This window comes from Burkholderia sp. AU39826 (genome assembly GCF_020419965.1).
Taxonomy (GTDB): domain Bacteria; phylum Pseudomonadota; class Gammaproteobacteria; order Burkholderiales; family Burkholderiaceae; genus Burkholderia; species Burkholderia semiarida.
Map to the genome: position 1 here is coordinate 59278 of NZ_JAIZQG010000007.1, position 18209 is coordinate 77486.

General features: G+C 68.1%; 19 protein-coding genes. 8 read left to right on the top strand and 11 right to left on the bottom strand.

The features are described 5' to 3' along the window. Nucleotides 1-126: 126 nt before the first annotated feature. The 7 genes from acpP to LGM42_RS15445 all read right to left on the bottom strand — a co-directional run bounded on the left by acpP (nt 127) and on the right by LGM42_RS15445 (nt 5453). On the bottom strand, nt 127-366 hold the full coding sequence (gene acpP, locus LGM42_RS15415) for an acyl carrier protein (RefSeq protein ID WP_004197638.1): 240 nt from the start codon (nt 364-366) through the stop codon (nt 127-129). A 144-nt stretch (nt 367-510) separates the two neighbouring features. Next, nucleotides 511-1260: a 3-oxoacyl-ACP reductase FabG gene (gene fabG, locus LGM42_RS15420; protein WP_226232613.1), complete on the bottom strand. Its 750-nt coding sequence runs from the start codon at nt 1258-1260 to the stop codon at nt 511-513. A 36-nt stretch (nt 1261-1296) separates the two neighbouring features. Continuing rightward, complete coding sequence (fabD, locus tag LGM42_RS15425; protein ID WP_060313575.1) at nt 1297-2229, bottom strand: ACP S-malonyltransferase; 933 nt, start codon at nt 2227-2229, stop codon at nt 1297-1299. Between the two features lie 84 nt (nt 2230-2313). After that, nucleotides 2314-3303 carry a beta-ketoacyl-ACP synthase III gene (locus LGM42_RS15430; protein ID WP_006476506.1) on the bottom strand — a complete coding sequence of 330 codons (990 nt, stop codon included), beginning with the start codon at nt 3301-3303 and terminating at the stop codon, nt 2314-2316. Continuing rightward, nucleotides 3304-4410, bottom strand: a complete 1107-nt coding sequence (plsX, locus tag LGM42_RS15435) for a phosphate acyltransferase PlsX (RefSeq protein WP_060313235.1) — start codon at nt 4408-4410, stop codon at nt 3304-3306. Between the two features lie 129 nt (nt 4411-4539). After that, nucleotides 4540-4719, bottom strand: coding sequence for a 50S ribosomal protein L32 (gene rpmF, locus LGM42_RS15440; protein ID WP_006051932.1), 180 nt, complete (start codon nt 4717-4719; stop codon nt 4540-4542). Between the two features lie 98 nt (nt 4720-4817). After that, a complete protein-coding gene (locus tag LGM42_RS15445; protein ID WP_059638276.1) occupies nt 4818-5453 on the bottom strand; it encodes a YceD family protein in 636 nt (211 codons plus the stop codon). Between the two features lie 221 nt (nt 5454-5674). Here LGM42_RS15445 and LGM42_RS15450 point away from each other — a divergent pair, with 221 nt between their 5' ends. Both LGM42_RS15450 and LGM42_RS15455 read left to right on the top strand, forming a co-directional pair. Next, nucleotides 5675-6307: a Maf-like protein gene (locus tag LGM42_RS15450; RefSeq protein ID WP_226232614.1), complete on the top strand. Its 633-nt coding sequence runs from the start codon at nt 5675-5677 to the stop codon at nt 6305-6307. Further along, nucleotides 6304-7026, top strand: coding sequence for an SAM-dependent methyltransferase (locus LGM42_RS15455; RefSeq protein WP_059574014.1), 723 nt, complete (start codon nt 6304-6306; stop codon nt 7024-7026). Before LGM42_RS15450 ends, LGM42_RS15455 begins: the two co-directional genes overlap by 4 nt. A gap of 69 nt (nt 7027-7095) precedes the next feature. Here LGM42_RS15455 and LGM42_RS15460 read toward each other — a convergent pair whose 3' ends face one another. From LGM42_RS15460 to LGM42_RS15475, 4 genes are read right to left on the bottom strand one after another with little or no spacing between them, the layout of a single operon-like run. Continuing rightward, the gene (locus LGM42_RS15460) at nt 7096-8088 is read right to left on the bottom strand and encodes a S49 family peptidase (protein WP_226232615.1); all 993 of its coding nucleotides are present in this window, start codon (nt 8086-8088) and stop codon (nt 7096-7098) included. 12 nt (nt 8089-8100) lie between these two features. Further along, on the bottom strand, nt 8101-8502 hold the full coding sequence (locus tag LGM42_RS15465; RefSeq protein ID WP_059574322.1) for a Rieske (2Fe-2S) protein: 402 nt from the start codon (nt 8500-8502) through the stop codon (nt 8101-8103). Then, entirely contained in the window at nt 8499-9158 is a 660-nt protein-coding gene (locus LGM42_RS15470) for an HAD-IA family hydrolase (RefSeq protein ID WP_059574016.1), read from the bottom strand. The genes LGM42_RS15465 and LGM42_RS15470 overlap by 4 nt, the downstream gene beginning before the upstream one ends. Before the next feature lie 5 nt (nt 9159-9163). Beyond that, nucleotides 9164-10168 (bottom strand): RluA family pseudouridine synthase, encoded by a 1005-nt coding sequence (locus LGM42_RS15475; RefSeq protein ID WP_059574017.1) that lies wholly within the window; start codon nt 10166-10168, stop codon nt 9164-9166. A gap of 721 nt (nt 10169-10889) precedes the next feature. Between LGM42_RS15475 and LGM42_RS15480 the strand changes: the two genes are divergently transcribed. From LGM42_RS15480 to LGM42_RS15505, 6 genes are all read left to right on the top strand, one after another. Next, entirely contained in the window at nt 10890-14036 is a 3147-nt protein-coding gene (locus LGM42_RS15480; protein ID WP_226232616.1) for an Rne/Rng family ribonuclease, read from the top strand. A gap of 132 nt (nt 14037-14168) precedes the next feature. Next, nucleotides 14169-15281 carry a GTP 3',8-cyclase MoaA gene (gene moaA / locus LGM42_RS15485; protein ID WP_059638265.1) on the top strand — a complete coding sequence of 371 codons (1113 nt, stop codon included), beginning with the start codon at nt 14169-14171 and terminating at the stop codon, nt 15279-15281. Between the two features lie 29 nt (nt 15282-15310). Beyond that, complete coding sequence (gene mobA / locus LGM42_RS15490) at nt 15311-15928, top strand: molybdenum cofactor guanylyltransferase MobA (RefSeq protein ID WP_059574020.1); 618 nt, start codon at nt 15311-15313, stop codon at nt 15926-15928. Nucleotides 15929-16039: 111 nt separating this feature from the next. Then, nucleotides 16040-17338 (top strand): gephyrin-like molybdotransferase Glp, encoded by a 1299-nt coding sequence (gene glp / locus LGM42_RS15495; RefSeq protein WP_226232617.1) that lies wholly within the window; start codon nt 16040-16042, stop codon nt 17336-17338. Between the two features lie 39 nt (nt 17339-17377). Continuing rightward, nucleotides 17378-17653 (top strand): hypothetical protein, encoded by a 276-nt coding sequence (locus LGM42_RS15500; protein WP_006476519.1) that lies wholly within the window; start codon nt 17378-17380, stop codon nt 17651-17653. Next, on the top strand, nt 17650-18135 hold the full coding sequence (locus LGM42_RS15505; RefSeq protein WP_089464629.1) for a GNAT family N-acetyltransferase: 486 nt from the start codon (nt 17650-17652) through the stop codon (nt 18133-18135). The genes LGM42_RS15500 and LGM42_RS15505 overlap by 4 nt, the downstream gene beginning before the upstream one ends. Nucleotides 18136-18209 lie beyond the last annotated feature (74 nt).

Below are 18209 nucleotides of genomic sequence, written 5' to 3' on the forward strand. Positions count from 1 at the left end.
GCCACAGTGGCCACAGGAACCAGCCCTGCGAGCCCTGTGGCTGTTAGCCCGTCCGGCGCGAAGCCGGCAGGATGGCGCGTCAATCGCGAAGATCGCGGCGACGTGGCGGACAAGCGCGAAAGGCGCTTACGCCTTGACGTTTGCGCGAGCGTAGTCGATCGCTTGCTGAACGGTCGTGATCTTCTCTGCTTCTTCGTCCGGGATTTCCATGCCGAACTCGTCTTCGAGCGCCATCACCAGTTCGACCGTGTCGAGCGAGTCCGCGCCCAGGTCGTTCACGAACGAAGCCTCGTTCTTGATCTCGGCTTCCGCGACGCCCAGTTGTTCAGCGACGATCTTCTTGACACGTTGTTCGATGTTGTCCATTACCCCTCCGAGGGAAAGTTCAGATTTACAAGTGCGCGCATTTTATCAGGTTTGCTGACGCCAAAACGCGCGTTGGCTTGATGGTCGATCAAGCGCCGGTCCGCCTGAAAAACGGGATACGGCGCGGATGGTAAACGAAAACCGTTACGACATGTACATGCCGCCGTTCACGTGCAGCGTCGTGCCGGTGATGTAGCCGGCCTGCGGCGATGCGAGGAACGCGACGGCATGGGCGATGTCCTCCGGGCTGCCGAGTCGGCCGAGCGGAATCTGGGTCTTGAGCGCGGCCTGCTGTTCTTCCGGCAGCGTCTTCGTCATGTCGGTGTCGATGAAGCCCGGCGCCACGCAGTTCGCCGTGATGCCGCGGCTGCCGATTTCGCGCGCGAGCGCGCGCGTCATGCCCGCGACGCCGGCCTTCGCGGCCGCGTAGTTGACCTGACCCGGATTGCCGGCCGAGCCGACCACCGACGTGATGTTGATGATACGGCCGCCGCGCGCCTTCATCATCGGGCGCAGCACCGCGCGCGACAGGCGGAACACCGACTTCAGGTTGGTGTCGATCACCGCGTCCCAGTCCTCGTCCTTCATCCGCATCGCGAGCTGGTCCTGCGTGATGCCCGCGTTGTTGACGAGCACGTTCAGCGCGCCGAATTCCTTCACGGTCGCATCGATCAGCGCCTCGGCGGCGGCCGCGTCGTTGACGTTCAGCACCGCGCCGCGGCCCGTGACGCCCGCTTCCGCGAACGCCGCGGTGATCGCGGCGGCGCCCGATTCGCTCGTCGCCGTGCCGATCACCGTCGCGCCCAGGCGCGCGAGTTCGAGTGCGATCGCACGGCCGATGCCGCGCGACGCGCCGGTCACGATCGCAACCTGTTTATCGAGAGTCTTGTCCATGAATCGAATATCCGTTGCTTGGGAAAAGGCGCCGCGTCAGGCGGTCGCGAGCTTGAGCGCTTCGTCGAGCGAAGCCGGATCGAACACCGACGCGCCCGTCAGGTTGCCGTCGATGCGCTTCGTCAGGCCGGCGAGCACCTTGCCCGGACCGCATTCGATCACGTGCGTGACGCCCGTGCCCGCGATGTGACGCACGCACTCGACCCAGCGCACCGGCCCCGCGGCCTGGCGCACCAGCGCATCCTTGATCGCGGCCGGATCGCTGAGCACGGCGACGTCGATGTTGTTGACGACCGGAATCTGCGGCGCCTTCACGTCGACGTTCGCAAGGTAGTCGCGCAGCTGGTCCGACGCCGGCTTGAGCAGCGACGAATGGAACGGCGCCGACACCGGCAGCGGCAGCGCGCGCTTCGCGCCCTTCGCCTTCGCGATCTCGCACGCCTTTTCGACCGCGGCCTTGCTGCCTGCGATCACGACTTGCGCGGGCGCATTGAAGTTCACCGCTTCGACGATGCCCGCTTCCGCGGCCTCGGCGCACACCGCACGCACCGTGTCGTCGTCGAGGCCCAGGATCGCGGCCATGCCGCCCTGGCCGACCGGCACGGCCGTCTGCATCGCCTGCGCACGGAAGCGCACGAGCGGCACCGCGTCCTTGAATGCAATCGCGCCGGCCGCGACGAGCGCCGTGTACTCACCGAGGCTGTGGCCGGCGACGATCGACGGCGCCGGGCCGCCCGCCTGCTGCCACGCGCGATAGCACGCGTACGCGGCGGTCAGCATCACGGGCTGCGTGTTGGTGGTCAGGTTCAGCTCTTCGGCCGGACCTTCGGCGATCAGCTTGCCGAGATCCTGATTGAGCACATCGGACGCTTCCTGGAGCGTCTCGCGCACGACGGCCAGATCGGCGAATGCGTTGAGCATGCCGATCGCCTGCGAGCCCTGCCCCGGAAAAACGAATGCAAATTTCATATCGTCCCCAATTGAATCGATGCGGACGGCGCGCACGAGCGGCGCGCCGACGGGATCCGCGCGCGGCAAATCGCGCGCCGCGGATCAGAAACGGAAGACCGACGCGCCCCAGGTGAAGCCGCCGCCGACGCCTTCGATCAGCACGTGCTGGCCGCGCTGGATGCGGCCGTCGCGCACCGCGGCGTCGAGCGCCAGCGGAATCGACGCAGCCGACGTGTTGCCGTGCTGGTCGACCGTCACGACCATGCGCTCCTGCGGCAGGCCGAGCTTGCGGCAGGTGCTGGTCATGATGCGGATGTTGGCCTGGTGCGGAATCAGCCAGTCGATTTGCTCGGGCGCGAGATTCGCCTTCGCGAGCGCTTCGATCGCGACCTTTTCGAGCACGTTGACCGCGAGCTTGAACACGGCCTGCCCGTCCATGTGCAGGAACGCGCTGCCGTCGATCACGCCGCGATTGACGTTGCCCGGCGTGCACAGGATGTTCGAGTAGCTGCCGTCAGCGTGCAGCGCGCTGCCGAGCACGCCCGGCTCTTCGGATGCGGACAGGATCACCGCGCCCGCGCCGTCGCCGAACAGCACGCAGGTCGTACGGTCCTTGAAGTCGAGAATGCGCGAGAACGTCTCCGCGCCGACGATCAGCGCGGTGCGGTGCTGGCCGCTGCGGATGAAGCTGTCGGCCGTCGCCATCGCGTACGCGAAGCCCGAACACACGGCCTGCACGTCGAACGCCGCGCCGCCGTTCTTGATGCCGAGCTTGTTCTGCAGCAGGCACGCTGTGCTCGGGAACACGAAATCGGGGGTCGAAGTCGCGACGATGATCAGGTCGATCGACTGCGGATCGACACCGGCCGCCTCGATCGCACGACGCGACGCCTCGAGCGCGAGATCGCTCGTCGTGACGTCCGGTGCGGCGAAATGGCGCGCATGGATGCCCGTGCGCGCCACGATCCATTCATCGCTGGTCTCGATGCCTTCCTTCGCGAGACGATCGGTCAACTGCTGGTTCGTGACGCGGTCGGGCGGCAGATAGCTGCCCGTGCCGAGCACGCGGGAATAGAGAGTCGATTGGGCCATTTATGCTTTAGAGGATTGCGCAGCGGAAGGTTCGGCGTGATGGCCTGGGGCCGGGCTTGCATGGCCCGAGCCGCCCGCGTCGTGTTCGCCCTCGCCGAGCGACACTGAATTATCCGCCATCGCGCGCGCGAGGCGCTCCAGCACCCCGTTTTTGACGGCATCATACCCGCGTTTGATCGCCCACTCAAACGCGTAGGCGTCGGCCGAACCGTGGCTCTTGATCACGAGGCTCTTCAGCCCCAGCAGCGCCGCGCCGTTGTACTGGCGGTGGTCGACGCGCTTCTTGAAACGCATCAGCACGGGCAGCGCGAGCAGCGCCATCAGCTTCGACATCAGCGAACGGCCGAACTCCTCGCGGATGATGTCCGACAGCATCTGCGCGAGCCCTTCGGACGTCTTCAGCGCGACGTTGCCGACGAAGCCGTCGCACACGATCACGTCGACGGTGCCCTTGTAGATGTCGTTGCCTTCCACGTTGCCGCGGAAGTTGAGCGTGCTGGCGCGCAGCAGCTCGCCTGCGCGCTTGATCGTCTCGTTGCCTTTGATGACCTCTTCGCCGATGTTCAAGAGGCCGATCGTCGGGCGCTCCTTGCCTTCGAGCGCGGCCACGAGCGCATGTCCCATCTCCGCGAACTGCAGCAGATGCTGCGGTTCGCAGTCGACGTTCGCGCCGAGGTCCAGCATCATCGTGTAGCCGGTCGGGTTCGGCAGCGCGAACGCGATCGCCGGCCGCTCGATGCCGGGCAGCGTCTTGAGTACGTAACGGGAAACGGCCATCAGCGCGCCGGTATTGCCGGCGGAGATGCAGGCCTGCGCCGCGCCTTCCTTGACCTGGTTGAGCGCGACGCGCATCGAAGAATCCTTCTTCTTGCGCAGCGCCACTTCGACAGGGTCGTCCATCGCCACGACTTCGGTGGCGGGCACGATGGTCAACGCGGGATCGTCGAGGGCTTTCAGCTTCTTGAGCTGAGCGCGAATCGCGCTTTCGATGCCGACGAGCATCAGGTGCGCATCGGGATGCGCGCGGACGAACTTGACTGCCGCGGGAACGGTCACGGACGGGCCGTGGTCGCCTCCCATGCAATCGATTGTGAGCTTTACGGTCATGGAATGCGACGAATTTCAGGCACAAAAAAGCGGCAGTTGAATGCCGCCTTCTTGTTGAGCCAGGAAAGTGTCAAGCGAACCAGTTGTCACGCGAACGGCGAACGTAGCGCGCAACGCGTGACTTGACGCTTAGTCGTTCTTCGTCTTGACGACTTTCTTGCCGCGATAGTAGCCGTTCGGGCTGACGTGGTGACGCAGGTGCACTTCACCCGTGCTCGGCTCGACTGCCAGCGGCGCTGCCGTCAGGAAATCGTGCGAACGATGCATGCCGCGCTTCGACGGCGACTTCTTGTTTTGCTGGACTGCCATGACTAACTCCTAAATAATTTTCCGGATTCTAACACAGCCCGATCCGGCGCTTAACTACCCTGGCCCAAAGCCCTTACGCCTTCCCGCGCCACGACTGCTTAGTGTTTCTTGGTGCCGTCACCGTCCTTCTTCAACGCTTGCAGCGCTGCGAACGGATTCGGCCGTTTGCCTTCGTCCCCGGCTTCGTCGGACGCCTCGTCCGTCTCTTCCGCGGGACCGCTCGCACCCGACACGAGGCTTTCGTGAACTGCCGGGCAAACCTCGTGCTTGGGCACGAGCGGCAACGAAAGCAGCAATTCCTCTTCGATCAAGTCGACGAGATCGAACTGGCGTGAGCCCACGATCACATCGGCTTCATCGTCGTCGAGCGGAAATTCCTCGGCTTCTTCTTCGGTCGCGACGATCCGGTACGTCATGTCGACGTCGAACGTCTGGTCGTACGGCGTCATGCAGCGCTGGCACGTGAGCCACGCATGGCCGTGCACCGCGAGGCGCAGATACGGCTGCTGGCCGTCGGTGCCGTCGTCCTGCAATTCCTTCTGCGTGAACCCTTCCGCCTGCCACGTAAACACCGTGTCGCGATCTGGCGCGTCCGCCGGCACTTCGTTTAACATGCGCGGCAGTTGCGACAGGTGCACCGCGCCAGCCGCTTGCCGCCCGCTGCGGGCGAACTCGAACAGGTCGACCGCGTGCGGGTCGAGCGCCGCCGCAGGCTTGCCAGAAGAAGTGTTCATGCGCGCTCCTGTCTACAGGCTGACTTGCGGGATCCGGCCTGGCACCGGGCTCATCGAAGGATGACGTACCTTCCTTCCGAAGACCGGCAGGCGCCACCACAGCGAAAGCCTGCCGACGAAAAGCGGGAAAGCATACCTGTTTTACCTTTTGCGGTCAATCACTTAAGCTTGCGTCCGCGCAACGCCGCGCCACATCTGACGACTCACCGATCCAACCGACCATGCCGGATACCGTTTGCCGCCCGCCGCGGCTGATTCTTGCTTCCAGTTCCCGTTACCGCCGCGCGCTCCTCGAGCGCCTCGGCGTGCCGTTCGACGTCGTGTCGCCCGACCTCGACGAAACTCCGCTCGCCGGCGAAAGGCCGGCCGCGACCGCGCTGCGCCTCGCCGGCGCGAAGGCACGCGCCGTGGCCGCCACGATCGATGCGCCGGACGGCGTGCTGGTGATCGGGTCGGATCAGGTCGCGACCTTCGACGGGCATCAGATCGGCAAGCCCGGCACGCACGAACGCGCGCTCGCGCAGCTCATGTCGATGCAGGGCCGCGAAGTCGAATTCCACAGCGCGCTCTGCCTGTACGACAGCCGCACCGACGACGCGCAGGTCGAGGACATCGTGACGCACGTGCGCTTCCGTTCGCTGCCCGAGGCCGAACTCGACGCCTACCTGCGCGCGGAAACGCCGTACGACGTGGCCGGCAGCGCGAAGTCCGAAGGGCTCGGCATCGCCCTGCTCGACGCGATCGACTCGGACGATCCGACCGCGCTCGTCGGCCTGCCGCTGATCGCCCTCACGCGGATGCTGCGCGCCGCCGGCTACCCGTTGTTCGCTACCACCCGAGGAGACCGCGCATGACCGCCGGCACGCTTTATCTCGTCCCGAACACGCTCGGCGAAGGCGACGAATCGATGCTCGCCGCCGTGCTGCCCGCCGCCGTGCAGGCGCGCGCCGGCACGCTCGGCTATTACATCGGCGAGAACGCGAAAACGACCCGCGCGTTTCTGAAGAAGATCGGTACGACGCGGCCGATCCAGGAAATCGAGATCAGCGAGCTGAACGTCAATACGCCGGCCGGCGCCATCGACCGGCTGCTCGCACCCGTGCTGGCCGGTGCGGATGCAGGCCTCGTGTCGGAGGCCGGCTGCCCGGCCGTCGCCGACCCCGGCGCGCTGCTCGTGCGCCGCGCGCACGAGCGCGGCGTGAAGGTCGTGCCGCTCGTCGGGCCGAGCTCGATCCTGCTGGCGCTGATGGCGTCGGGCCTGAACGGCCAGAGCTTCGCGTTCAACGGCTACCTGCCGGTCGATGCGGCCGCGCGCGCGAAACGCCTGCGCGAACTCGAGCAACTGTCGCGCAAGGCGCGCCAGACGCAGATCTTCATCGAAACGCCGTACCGGAATCACGCGATGCTGGACACGCTGGTCGCGACCTGCGCGCCGTCGACGCAGATCTGCGTCGCGGCCGATCTGACCCTCGCGACCGAGACGATCGCGAGCCGCACCGTCATGGACTGGAAAAAGGCGCCCGCGCCGAATCTGCACAAGCGCCCCGCGATCTTCCTGCTGCTCGCGAACTGATGCCGCGACCGGCGATCGGCTGACTGAATGAAAGGCGGGCCATCGCGGCCCGCCGGGTACCGTCGATCGTCAGCGCAGGCTGACCGCCGCGCCGCCGGCCGTCAGCGCCTTCATCGCGGCGCCCCCGACGGCCGCGCCGAACTTGCGCGCGACCCGATTCGTCAGGCTTTCCTTCACCGTATAGTCGACCAGATCCGGCGCCTTCAGCACGTCGCGCGCGACCGTATCGGTCGTGCCGTAGCCGTCGGCGAGCCCGAGCTCGACGCTCTTCTCGCCGGTCCAGAACAGGCCCGAGAACATGTCGGGCGTCTCGTGCAGGCGCTTGCCGCGGCCATCCTTCACGGCCTTGATGAACTGCGCGTGCACCTGGTCGAGCAGTGCCTGCGCGTGTGCGTCCATCTTCGGCGTTTCCGGCGAGAACGGATCGTAGAAGCCCTTGTTTTCGCCCGACGTATGCAGGCGCCGCTCGACGCCGAGCTTGCCCATCAGCCCGGTGAAGCCGAAGCCGTCCATCAGCACGCCGATCGACCCGACGATGCTCGCCTTGTCGACGAAGATCTTGTCGGCCGCGGACGCGATGTAATAACCGCCCGACGCGCACATGTCGGTCACGACGACGTACAGCGGCTTGTCCGGATACTTGCCGCGCAACCGCCGGATCTCGTCGTAGACCATGCCCGCCTGCACCGGGCTGCCGCCCGGGCTGTTGATCCGCAGCACGACGCCGACCGTGCCGTCGTCGTCGAACGCGGCGTCGAGCGCCGTGTTGATGTCGTCGGCGTTCGCGTTGACGCCGGCCGCGATCTCGCCGTCGATCGTCACGAGCGCCGTATGCCGCCCGCTCGACGAGAGCTTCGAATCGCCCGAGAAATCGATCAGCGCGAACGCGAACAGCACGAACACGCCGAGAAACGCGAAGCGGAAGAAGATCTTCCAGCGCCGTGCCGCGCGCTGTTCCTTGACGGCCGCGAGCGCGATCCGTTCGAGCGCCGCGCGCTCCCAGCTCGGTTCACAGCTGTCGGGACGGGCGGAGGAATCCGGGGAATTCGGTTGATCGGTCATGCAGTGGTGTCGTCAGTCGGTCGTGGCGGAAGTGGCGGGATGCAGATCGGCATCGGGCACCCAGAATACCGCACGGCCGTCGGGCGTATCGCGCTCGTCGACCTCGACCGGCCGCAAGCGGCCGCCGCGGCACGGGCCGCCGACGCACTTGCCGGTATCCGGCGCGTAGATCGCACCGTGCGTCGCGCACATCAGATAGAGGCCCGACGACTCGAAGAACTGCCCTTCGGCCCAGTCGAGCTCCATCGGCACGTGCGCGCAGCGGTTCAGGTAGCCGTACGCGCGGCCGTCGTAGCGCACGAAGAACACGACGGCCTGCTCGCCGCGCAGCGTCGCGTCGACGCGCACGCCGGCCCCGCCGTCGGTCAACGCGCTCGATGCGCACACGCGCACGGCGTCCGGCGCCGCGCTCATGCGTGCTCCCGCAGCCATGCGGCCAGCGCCCCGACGTCCGGCGCGACGAAGCGCGGGGTGAGCGCCGCCAGCGCATCGGCCGTATGCGCGCCGTATGCCACGCCGACGCCGGCCGCGCCGGCGCTGGCGGCCATCTGCAGGTCGTGCGTGGTGTCGCCGATCATCACGGTGCGCGACAGGTCCTGCCCCAATTCCCGCGACAACTCGTGCAGCATCGCCGGATGCGGCTTCGAGAACGTCTCGTCCGCGCAGCGCGTCGCGTCGAACCAGCTCGTCAGCTTCGACTGGTCGAGCACGCGGTTCAGCCCGACCCGGCCCTTGCCGGTCGCGACGGCGAGCAGATAACCCGTGTCGCGCAGCTCGGCGAGCAGCTCGCGGACGCCGGCGAACAGCTCGATGCGCTGGTCGTCGAGCAGATAGTGATAGCGGTAGCGCTCGGCCAGCCGCGCGTAGTCGGACGGATCGAGGGTCGGCGCGGCGATCTGCAGCGCATCGCGCAGGCCGAGGCCGATCACGTAACGGGACGCCTCGTCGGACGGCGCGGGCAAGCCGAGATCGCGGCACGCGGCCTGGATGCTGTGCGCGATGTGCGCGGTCGAATCCATCAGCGTGCCGTCCCAGTCGAAGACGATCAGGTCAAATTGCTGTCGGGCCATGCGGTTCAGGCGGTATCGCGCAATGCGCTGAGTTGATCGAGGAAGCGCCGGCATTCGGCCGGCAGCGGCGCATCGAACTGCAGCGCCTCGCCGGTCAGCGGATGGGCGAGCTTGAGGCGGTGCGCATGCAGGAACATCCGTTTCAGCGACGGCTGCGCGTTCGCGCGCGCCAGCGCCTTGTTCAGTGCGAAATCGCCGTACTTGGCGTCGCCGGCGATCGGCAGGCCGAGATGCGCGAGGTGCACCCGGATCTGATGGGTCCGCCCCGTTTTGAGTTCCGCTTCGACGAGCACATAGTCGGACCAGCGGTCGACGAGGTTGAACACCGTATGCGACGGCAGCCCGTCGTCCTGCACGCGCACGCGGCGCTCCCCTTCCGGGGTCGAATACTTGAACAACGGCGCCTTCACCGCGCGGCGGCGCCCCCAGTCGGGCTGCCATTCGCCGTGCGCGCACGCGAAGTAGCGCTTGTCCATCCGGTTCTCGCGGATCTGCTCGTGCAGCCCGACGAGCGCCGTACGCTTCTTCGCGAGCATCAGGATCCCGGACGTCTCGCGGTCGAGCCGATGCACGAGTTCGAGGAATTTCGCGCGCGGGCGCGCCTGGCGCATCTGCTCGATCACGCCGAACGCGACGCCGCTGCCGCCGTGGACCGCGACGCCGGCCGGCTTGTCGATCACGAGCATCGCGTCGTCCTCGTACAGCACGTCGAAATTCGCGGGCGGCACGACGGGCGTGTCGGCGCGCGCGAGGTCGGCCGCCGCCACGCGCACCGGCGGCACGCGGACGAGGTCGCCCAGCTCGAGGCGGTACTGCGCGTCGATCCGGCCCTTGTTCACGCGCACTTCGCCGCTGCGGAGGATCCGGTAAATATGGCTTTTCGGCACGCCTTTACAGACGCGCAACAGGAAGTTGTCGATGCGCTGACCGGCCGAGTTTTCGTCGATCTCGATCATCGATACCTGGCCGCTTGCGACCGAATTCTGGGATATTTTGCCTAACTCATTCATACTGAATATAATTTTGCCCAGCCTGACGTTGTGGGTGGCCTGACCGGCCGGCCCCGGCTGAATCGGGCAAGGCGCAAGCGCAAACTGCTATTTTACTTGCGCCGGGGGTCCGCTGCTCGCCCCTGATCAAAGAGATGCAGCAAGTTGCACGCACGGCGCCGCCCGTCGGCAAGGATCTCGCCCACAGGCGGATTCGGTCGGCAAGGCGCCGCGGTAACGGAAAGTTGGTTGAAAAGAATTCGATCGGCAGCCCGACGGCGCGAAGTGCGTCCGCAGGCTGCCGGTTGCGAAAATTACGGCGTTGCGCCCGATTTGGCCCCGCGAAGCGTGCGGGGCTTGGCGACGTCAAACCAGGGAAGTACACCCCAAGCGGGAAAGTCGGGCTGGATTCGATACTCCCCGCTGCGGCCCAAGCCGCAGCATCTGCCGCCCGTCGGCGCGCGCGACGCATTGCGCGCGCCCGTGGCGATGCCCGGATCAGGCTTAGCGCGCTTTTGCAGCGTGCGGTGTGTGAACGCCGTGCTTTGAAGCCGTATTCGCAGGTGCCCTATGGCCGCCGGCCCCGTCTTTCGGGCCCAAGCGCCTCTTCAGGCAATTCTCCCCGCCAGCGTTCCCGCTCCAGCGTGCTCGTGACAACACAACAAGGTGCGGCCTGCCGTCGTTCCCGCCCTCGCGCCTGACAACCGCGAGGCGTCGGCAGCGGAGCCGCCTGGAGCCGTTCATGAAACGCATGCTGTTCAATGCGACGCAGCAGGAGGAGCTGCGCGTCGCCATCGTCGATGGGCAAAAGCTCATCGACATCGACATCGAAACCGCCGGGCGCGAACAGCGCAAAGGCAATATCTACAAAGGGGTCATTACCCGTATCGAGCCGTCGCTCGAAGCGTGCTTCGTCAACTACGGCGAAGACCGCCACGGCTTCCTGCCGTTCAAGGAAGTCGCGCGCCAGTACTTCAAGGACGGTGTCGACATGCGCTCGGCGCGCATTCAGGACGCGCTGCGCGAAGGCCAGGAACTGATCGTCCAGGTCGAGAAGGAAGAGCGTGGCAACAAGGGCGCCGCCCTCACCACCTTCATCTCGCTCGCCGGCCGTTACCTCGTGCTGATGCCGAACAATCCGCGCGGCGGCGGCGTGTCGCGCCGGATCGAAGGCGACGAGCGCCAGGAACTGCGCGAAACGATGGCGCAACTGCAGATTCCGGACGGCATGAGCATGATCGCCCGTACCGCGGGCATCGGCCGCAGCGCCGAGGAACTGCAGTGGGACCTGAACTACCTGCTGCAACTGTGGCGCGCGATCGAGGCTGCCTCGCAAAGCGGCAACGCCGGCCAGCCGATGCTGATCTATCTGGAATCGAGCCTCGTGATCCGCGCGATCCGGGACTATTTCCAGCCCGATATCGGCGAAATCCTGATCGACACGAACGAAATCCACGATCAGGCCCGTGCGTTCATGGACATCGTGATGCCGGACAACGTCGCGAAGGTGAAGCGCTACCACGACGACGTGCCGCTGTTCTCGCGCTTCCAGATCGAGCACCAGATCGAAACCGCGTACTCGCGCACGGTGCCGCTGCCGTCCGGCGGCGCGATCGTGATCGACCACACCGAAGCGCTCGTCGCGATCGACGTGAACTCGGCCCGCGCGACCAAGGGCGCGGACATCGAGGAAACGGCCACCCGCACGAACCTCGAGGCGGCCGACGAAGTCGCCCGCCAGTTGCGCCTGCGCGACCTCGGCGGCCTGATCGTGATCGATTTCATCGACATGGAATCGGCGAAGAGCCAGCGCGAAGTCGAGCAACGCCTGAAGGACGCGCTCAAGCACGACCGTGCGCGCGTGCAGATGGGCAAGATCTCCCGCTTCGGCCTGATGGAGCTGTCGCGCCAGCGCCTGCGTCCGGCGCTGTCGGAAGGCAGCCACGTGACGTGCCCGCGCTGCAACGGCACCGGCCACATCCGCGACACCGAATCGTCCGCGCTGCAGGTCCTGCGGATCATTCAGGAAGAAGCGATGAAGGAAAACACCGCGGCGATCCACTGCCAGGTGCCGGTCGAGGTGACCGCCTTCCTGCTGAACGAAAAGCGTCAGGAAATCAACAAGATCGAGTCGCGCTTCAAGGTCGGTATCGTGCTGATCCCGAACAAGCACCTCGATACGCCGCACTACAAGCTCGAGCGCCTGCGTCACGACGACGCGCGCCTCGACGATCCGCGCGCATCCTGGAAGATGGCCGAGGAAGCGGCGCGCGAGCTCGAGTCGGAAACCGGCTACAGCAAGCGCGCGGCCGAAGTGAAGCCGAAGCAAGAAGCTGCGGTCAAGGGCATCACGCCCGAGCGTCCGGCGCCGAGCCCGGCGCCGCAGCGCGCGGTCGAGCCGGTCCCAGCGCCCGCGCCTGTGGCGGCGACGAGCGGCGGCTTCATCGGCTGGCTGAAGGGCTTGTTCGGCGTGTCGCCGGCACCGGCGCCCGCACCGGTTGCCACGCCGGCACCGGCGAAGGAGCAGGCAGCCCGTCCGGCTCGCGAACGCACCGAAAAGACCGAGCAGCGCGGCGGCGATCGCAATCGCAACCGTCGCGGCGGCGCCCAGCAGGCGCAAGGCGGCCGCGACCAGGCGGCTGCCGGCCGTGGCCAGCCGCAACGCCAGGAGCGCGAAGGCAAGGAAGTGCGCGAACCGCGTGAAGGCCGCGAGCCGCGCGAGGGCCGTGAGCTGCGTGAAGGTCGAGAGGGTCGCGACGGCCGCGAAGGTCGTGAAAACCGCGAAGGTCGCGAGGGCCGTGGCCCGCGCGAAGGCCGTGAGCCGCGCGAACCGCGTGAGAACCGCGAGCCGCGCGAGCGTGCCGAACAGCCGGAAGGCGTCGAAGCAGGCGGTCGTGGCGAGCGCCAGGAACGCGGCGAGCGTCGCGAGCGCGGCGAACGCCGCAAGCCGACCCAGCATGCGGCCACGCTCGAAACCGTCACCCGTGGCGAAAACCATCCGGAACCGGAAACCGACAAGGCCGCGGCAGAAGCCCTGCCCGGCGCGGACCTCACAGCCGATGCGGAAGCCGGTGCGCGTGACGGCGAAGAACGCCGCCGTCGCCGTCGCGGCCGCCGCGGCGGTCGTCGCGAGCGCGAGGAAGACGGCGCGGTCGTCGACCAGGCCGAGCAAGGCGCAGATGGCGAAGTCGCAGCGCAAGCCGTGACGCCGGCCGCCCCGGTCGCAGCCGAACCGGCTTACACGGCCGCACCGGCTGTCGTCGCGGCCGTGGCCAGCGCGGTCGCCGTCGAAGCCGTCGCCGAGCAGCAGGCCGCACCGGCCGTTGTCGAAGCGCAGCCGGCTCCGGCACACGCCGAAGCGGCGCCGGTCGCACCGGTTGAGCCCGTCGTCGCCGTCGAGGCAGCAGAACCGGCACCGGTCGCAGCACCGGTGGCCGCGGAAGCGGGCCCGACGCCGGTCGCGGTGTCCCCGACCGATGCGTTCGAAGTGCCGGCTGCCGCTGCGGCCGCTGTCGAGGCACCGCAAGCCGCGGCCGTCGAGCCAGCCGCACCGGCCGCCGTGGCGATCGAAGCCGCGCCGGTGGCGGTCGAGGCGCCGGTCGAAACCGCGCCTGCGCCTGCGCCGGCCGAGGCCGTCGCCGCGCCGGCACCGGCACCGGCTCCCGCCCCCGCCCCCGCACAACCGGCAGCCGCGCCCGCGTCGGCAAGCCTGGATGTCGTGCTGGAGCAGGCCGGTCTCGTCTGGGTGAACACGGACGCCGACAAGTTCGCGGCCGCGCAGGAAGCCGCGTCGCGGCTCCCGCGTCCGGCCCGCGTGCCGCGCGAACGCAAGGTGCTGCCGCCGGTCGATACGGCCCCGATGCAGCAGGTCGAAACGACGCACCGTTGAACGGCGCATCGCCCGACCAGGAAAAGCCCGCCTTCCGGCGGGCTTTTTTACGTCCGCGCTGCGGGTTTCCGCTCACCGGCCCCGTCAGCCGGTTGCAGCTAAAATAGCGGTCTGGCTCGTACTTCTTTCAACATGTCCCGACGCATCATTCCTCTCGCCGACGTCAGCGGGATGCCGGACGTCTCCGGCGTCGCGCATGCCCCCGACGGCACGCTGGCCGACACGTTCGCCAGGCCGCTGCGCGATCTGCGCATTTCGGTGACGGACCGTTGCAATTTCCGCTGCGTGTACTGCATGCCGCGCGCGGTCTTCGACAAGGATTACCCGTTCCTGCCGCACAGCGCGCTGCTCACGCACGAGGAAATCGAGCGCGTGGCGCGGCTCTTCGTCGCGCACGGCGTCGAGAAGATCCGCATCACGGGCGGCGAGCCGTTGCTGCGCAAGAACCTCGAATTCCTGATCGAGCGCCTCGCGCGCCTGACGACGCACGCCGGCCGCCCGCTCGACCTGACGCTGACGACCAACGGCTCGCTGCTCGCCCGCAAGGCGCGCGCACTGAAGGACGCCGGGCTCACGCGCGTCACGGTCAGCCTCGATGCGCTCGACGATACGCTGTTCAAGCGCATGAACGATGCCGAGTTCGCGAGCGCCGACGTGCTCGACGGCATCTTCGCCGCGCAGGCCGCCGGCCTCGCGCCGGTCAAGGTCAACATGGTCGTGAAGCGCGGCACCAACGACAGCGAGATCCTGCCGATGGCCGAGCGTTTCCGCGGCACCGGCGTGATCCTGCGTTTCATCGAATACATGGACGTCGGGACGTCGAACGGCTGGAACATGACCGAGGTGCTGCCGTCGGCGGACGTCGTCGCGCGCATCGCCGAACATTTCCCGCTCGTGCCGCTCGAGCCGCACACGGCGGCCGAAACCGCGCAGCGCTGGGGCTATGCGGACGGCCGCGGCGAGATCGGCGTGATCTCGAGCGTCACGCAGGCCTTCTGCGGCGACTGCACGCGCGCGCGGCTGTCGACCGAAGGCAAGCTGTACCTCTGCCTGTTCGCGTCGGCCGGCCACGATCTGCGCGCGCTCGTGCGCGGCGGCGCGAGCGATGCCGAGATCGCGACCGCGATCGCCCGCATCTGGCAGGCGCGCACCGACCGCTATTCGCAACTGCGCGGCAGCGCATCGGCCGCCGCCGCGCCCGACGGCGCGGGCAAGCGCGTCGAAATGTCGTATATCGGCGGCTGACGCACGCCGCCCCTTTCCGCCTTCGCACGATGCCCGCTCCCGCCTCCACGTCGATCGCCGGCCTGCTGCTTGCGGGCGGACGCGCCACGCGCATGGGCGGAGTCGACAAGGGCCTGCAACTGCTCGACGGTACGCCGCTCGCGCTGCACGTGTTGCGCCGGCTGTCGCCGCAGGTCGACGAGACGCTGATCAGCGCGAATCGTCATGCCGATCGCTATGCCGAACTCGGTGCGCCGTTCGACGCGCGCATCGTCGCGGATGAAACCCCCGACTTCCCCGGGCCGCTCGCAGGCCTGCTCGCCGGCATGCGAGCGGCGCGCGCGCCGCTGGTCGCGTGCTCGCCGTGCGACACGCCCTATCTGCCCGCCGACCTCGTCGCACGGCTGCATGCGGCGCTCGACGCGCAGCAGGCCGACATCGCGATGGCGGTCACCGTCGACGCGCAGCGGATGCGCTCGCCGCAGCCGACGTTCGCGCTGCTGCGCACGTCGCTGGCCGACGATCTGGCCACCCGGCTCGCGGCCGGCGACCGCAAGGTGCGTGCGTGGTACGCACGCCACAAGACGGTCGAAGTCGAGTTTCGCGACGAGCGTGCGTTTTACAATGCCAACTCCTGGCAGGAACTCGCCGCGCTGGCCCGCCGCTGACGGCCCCGTGCCGTTCCCGCCCGGCGCCCGCCACACGCGACACCCGCGCCCAGGCACCCTCCTCGCGCCACCGGCCACGAACCCGATACGCCTCGCGGCGCAGTCCGACTGATGATCACGCAATCCTCGCCCGCCTCCCGAACCGCACCCGACCCCGACGCCCCGCTGTCGCTCGCCGACGCGCAGGCGCTCGCGTGCCGCTTCGCGACGCCCGTCGACGCGTGCGACACGGTGGCACTGCGCGATGCGCTCGACCGCGTGCTCGCGGCCGACGTACGCGCGCCGTTCGACATTCCCGCGTACGACAACTCGGCCATGGACGGCTATGCGTTCGACGGCGGCAGCGCGGCGCTCGCGGCGCCGCAGGGCGAGGTCGCGATGGCGGTCGCCGGCAGCGCGTTCGCCGGTCATCCGTTCGACGGCGCCGTGGCGGCCGGCGCATGCGTGCGCATCATGACGGGCGCGCCGATGCCGGCCGGATGCGACACGGTGATTCCGCAGGAACGCGTGCGTGTCGATGGCGACACGATCCGCTTCGCCGCGCACGACGTCGCACGCGGCGCGAACCGCCGCCAGGCCGGCGAGGATCTCGCACGCGGCGCCTGTGCGCTCGCCGCGGGCCGCATCCTGCGGCCGTCCGATCTCGGCCTGCTCGCGTCGTTCGGCATCACCGACGTCACGGTGCGCCGGCGCGTGCGCGTCGCCGTGTTCTCGACCGGCGACGAGTTGCGCGAGCCCGGCGAACCGCTCGGCCGCGGCGCGCTGTACGACAGCAATCGCGGGATGCTGATCGCGATGCTCGAACGGCTGCACGTGGACGCGATCGACCTCGGGATCGTCCGGGACGACCCGGCCGCGCTCGAAGCCGCGTTGCGCGACGCCGTCGCCGCGCAGGCCGATGCGGTCATCACGTCGGGTGGCGTGTCGGTCGGCGAAGCCGACTTCACGCGCGACGTGATGGCGCGGCTCGGCGACGTGACGTTCGCGAGCCTCGCGCTGCGGCCCGGCCGGCCGCTCGCATGCGGCACGCTCGCACGCGCGGCCGACGGCGCCGGACACGCGCTGTTCTTCGGGTTGCCCGGCAATCCTGTCGCATCCGCCGTGACGTTCCACGCAATCGTGCGCCCCGCGCTGCTGACGCTGGCCGGCGCACGGACGCCACCGCCGGCCATGTACACGGCACGCAGCACGCAGCCGTTGAAGACGCGTCCCGGCCGCACCGAATACCTGCGCGGCATCGCGACGCGCGCCGCCGACGGCCAATGGCACGTCGCGCCGGCCGGATCGCAAAGCTCCGCGTCGCTGAGCGGTCTTGCCGCCGCCAACTGTTTCATCGTCCTGGGCCACGATACCGCGGCAGTCGACGCGGGCGCCCCGGTCGACATCCTGCCGCTCGACGGCCTGATCTGAATTCCACTATCGGTATATTTCTACGGGGGCAATTCGCACATGAAGAAACAAATCTCGTCGATCGCCGCGGGGCAGACCGCGAAGGCGCTGATTCTCGTCTACCTGACGTTCAGCGTACCGATCGTGCTGCTCGGCATTCTCGTCGCGTACATCCGCTACGGGATGGTCGAACTGAGCACGATCCTGAGCGCGCTGCTGCTGAACGCGATCCTCGGCTTCGTGCTGCTGTGGATCGCGTGCCACGCGTACAACTGGGTCGCGTCGCGCTTCGGCGGCATCGAGATCGTGCTGTCCGATCCGCCGGAGGAAGCGTGAGCGGCACGCCGCTGATCCGCGCGGCCGACCCGCGCGACGTCGGCGCGATCCTCGCGCTGATGCGCGAGCTGGCCGAGTTCGAGCAGCTCACGGCGCTGTTCGTCGCGACCGAAGCCGATCTGGCCGACGCGCTGTTCGGCGAGCGCCCGGCCGCCGAAGCGCTGGTTGCCGAGCGCGACGGCGCGATCGTCGCGTACGCGCTGTTCTTCCACAACTATTCGACGTTCCTCGGCCGCCGCGGGCTCTATCTCGAGGATCTGTACGTGCAGCCGTCGCAGCGCGGCACGGGCCTGGGCACCGCGATGCTGCGTCATCTCGCGGCGCTCGCCGTCGAGCGCCGCTGCGGGCGCTTCGAATGGTCGGTCCTCGACTGGAACCAGCCGGCGATCGATTTCTACGAGAAGATGGGCGCGACCGTGCTGCCGGAGTGGCGCATCGTTCGCGTGACGGGCGACGCGCTCGACACGCTCGCCGCGCATTGAGCGCGAGCCGGCCGCGCCGGCGATCGCCGCAAAGGAAAACGGGCGCCGCAGCGCCCGTTTTCTCTATCCGACGG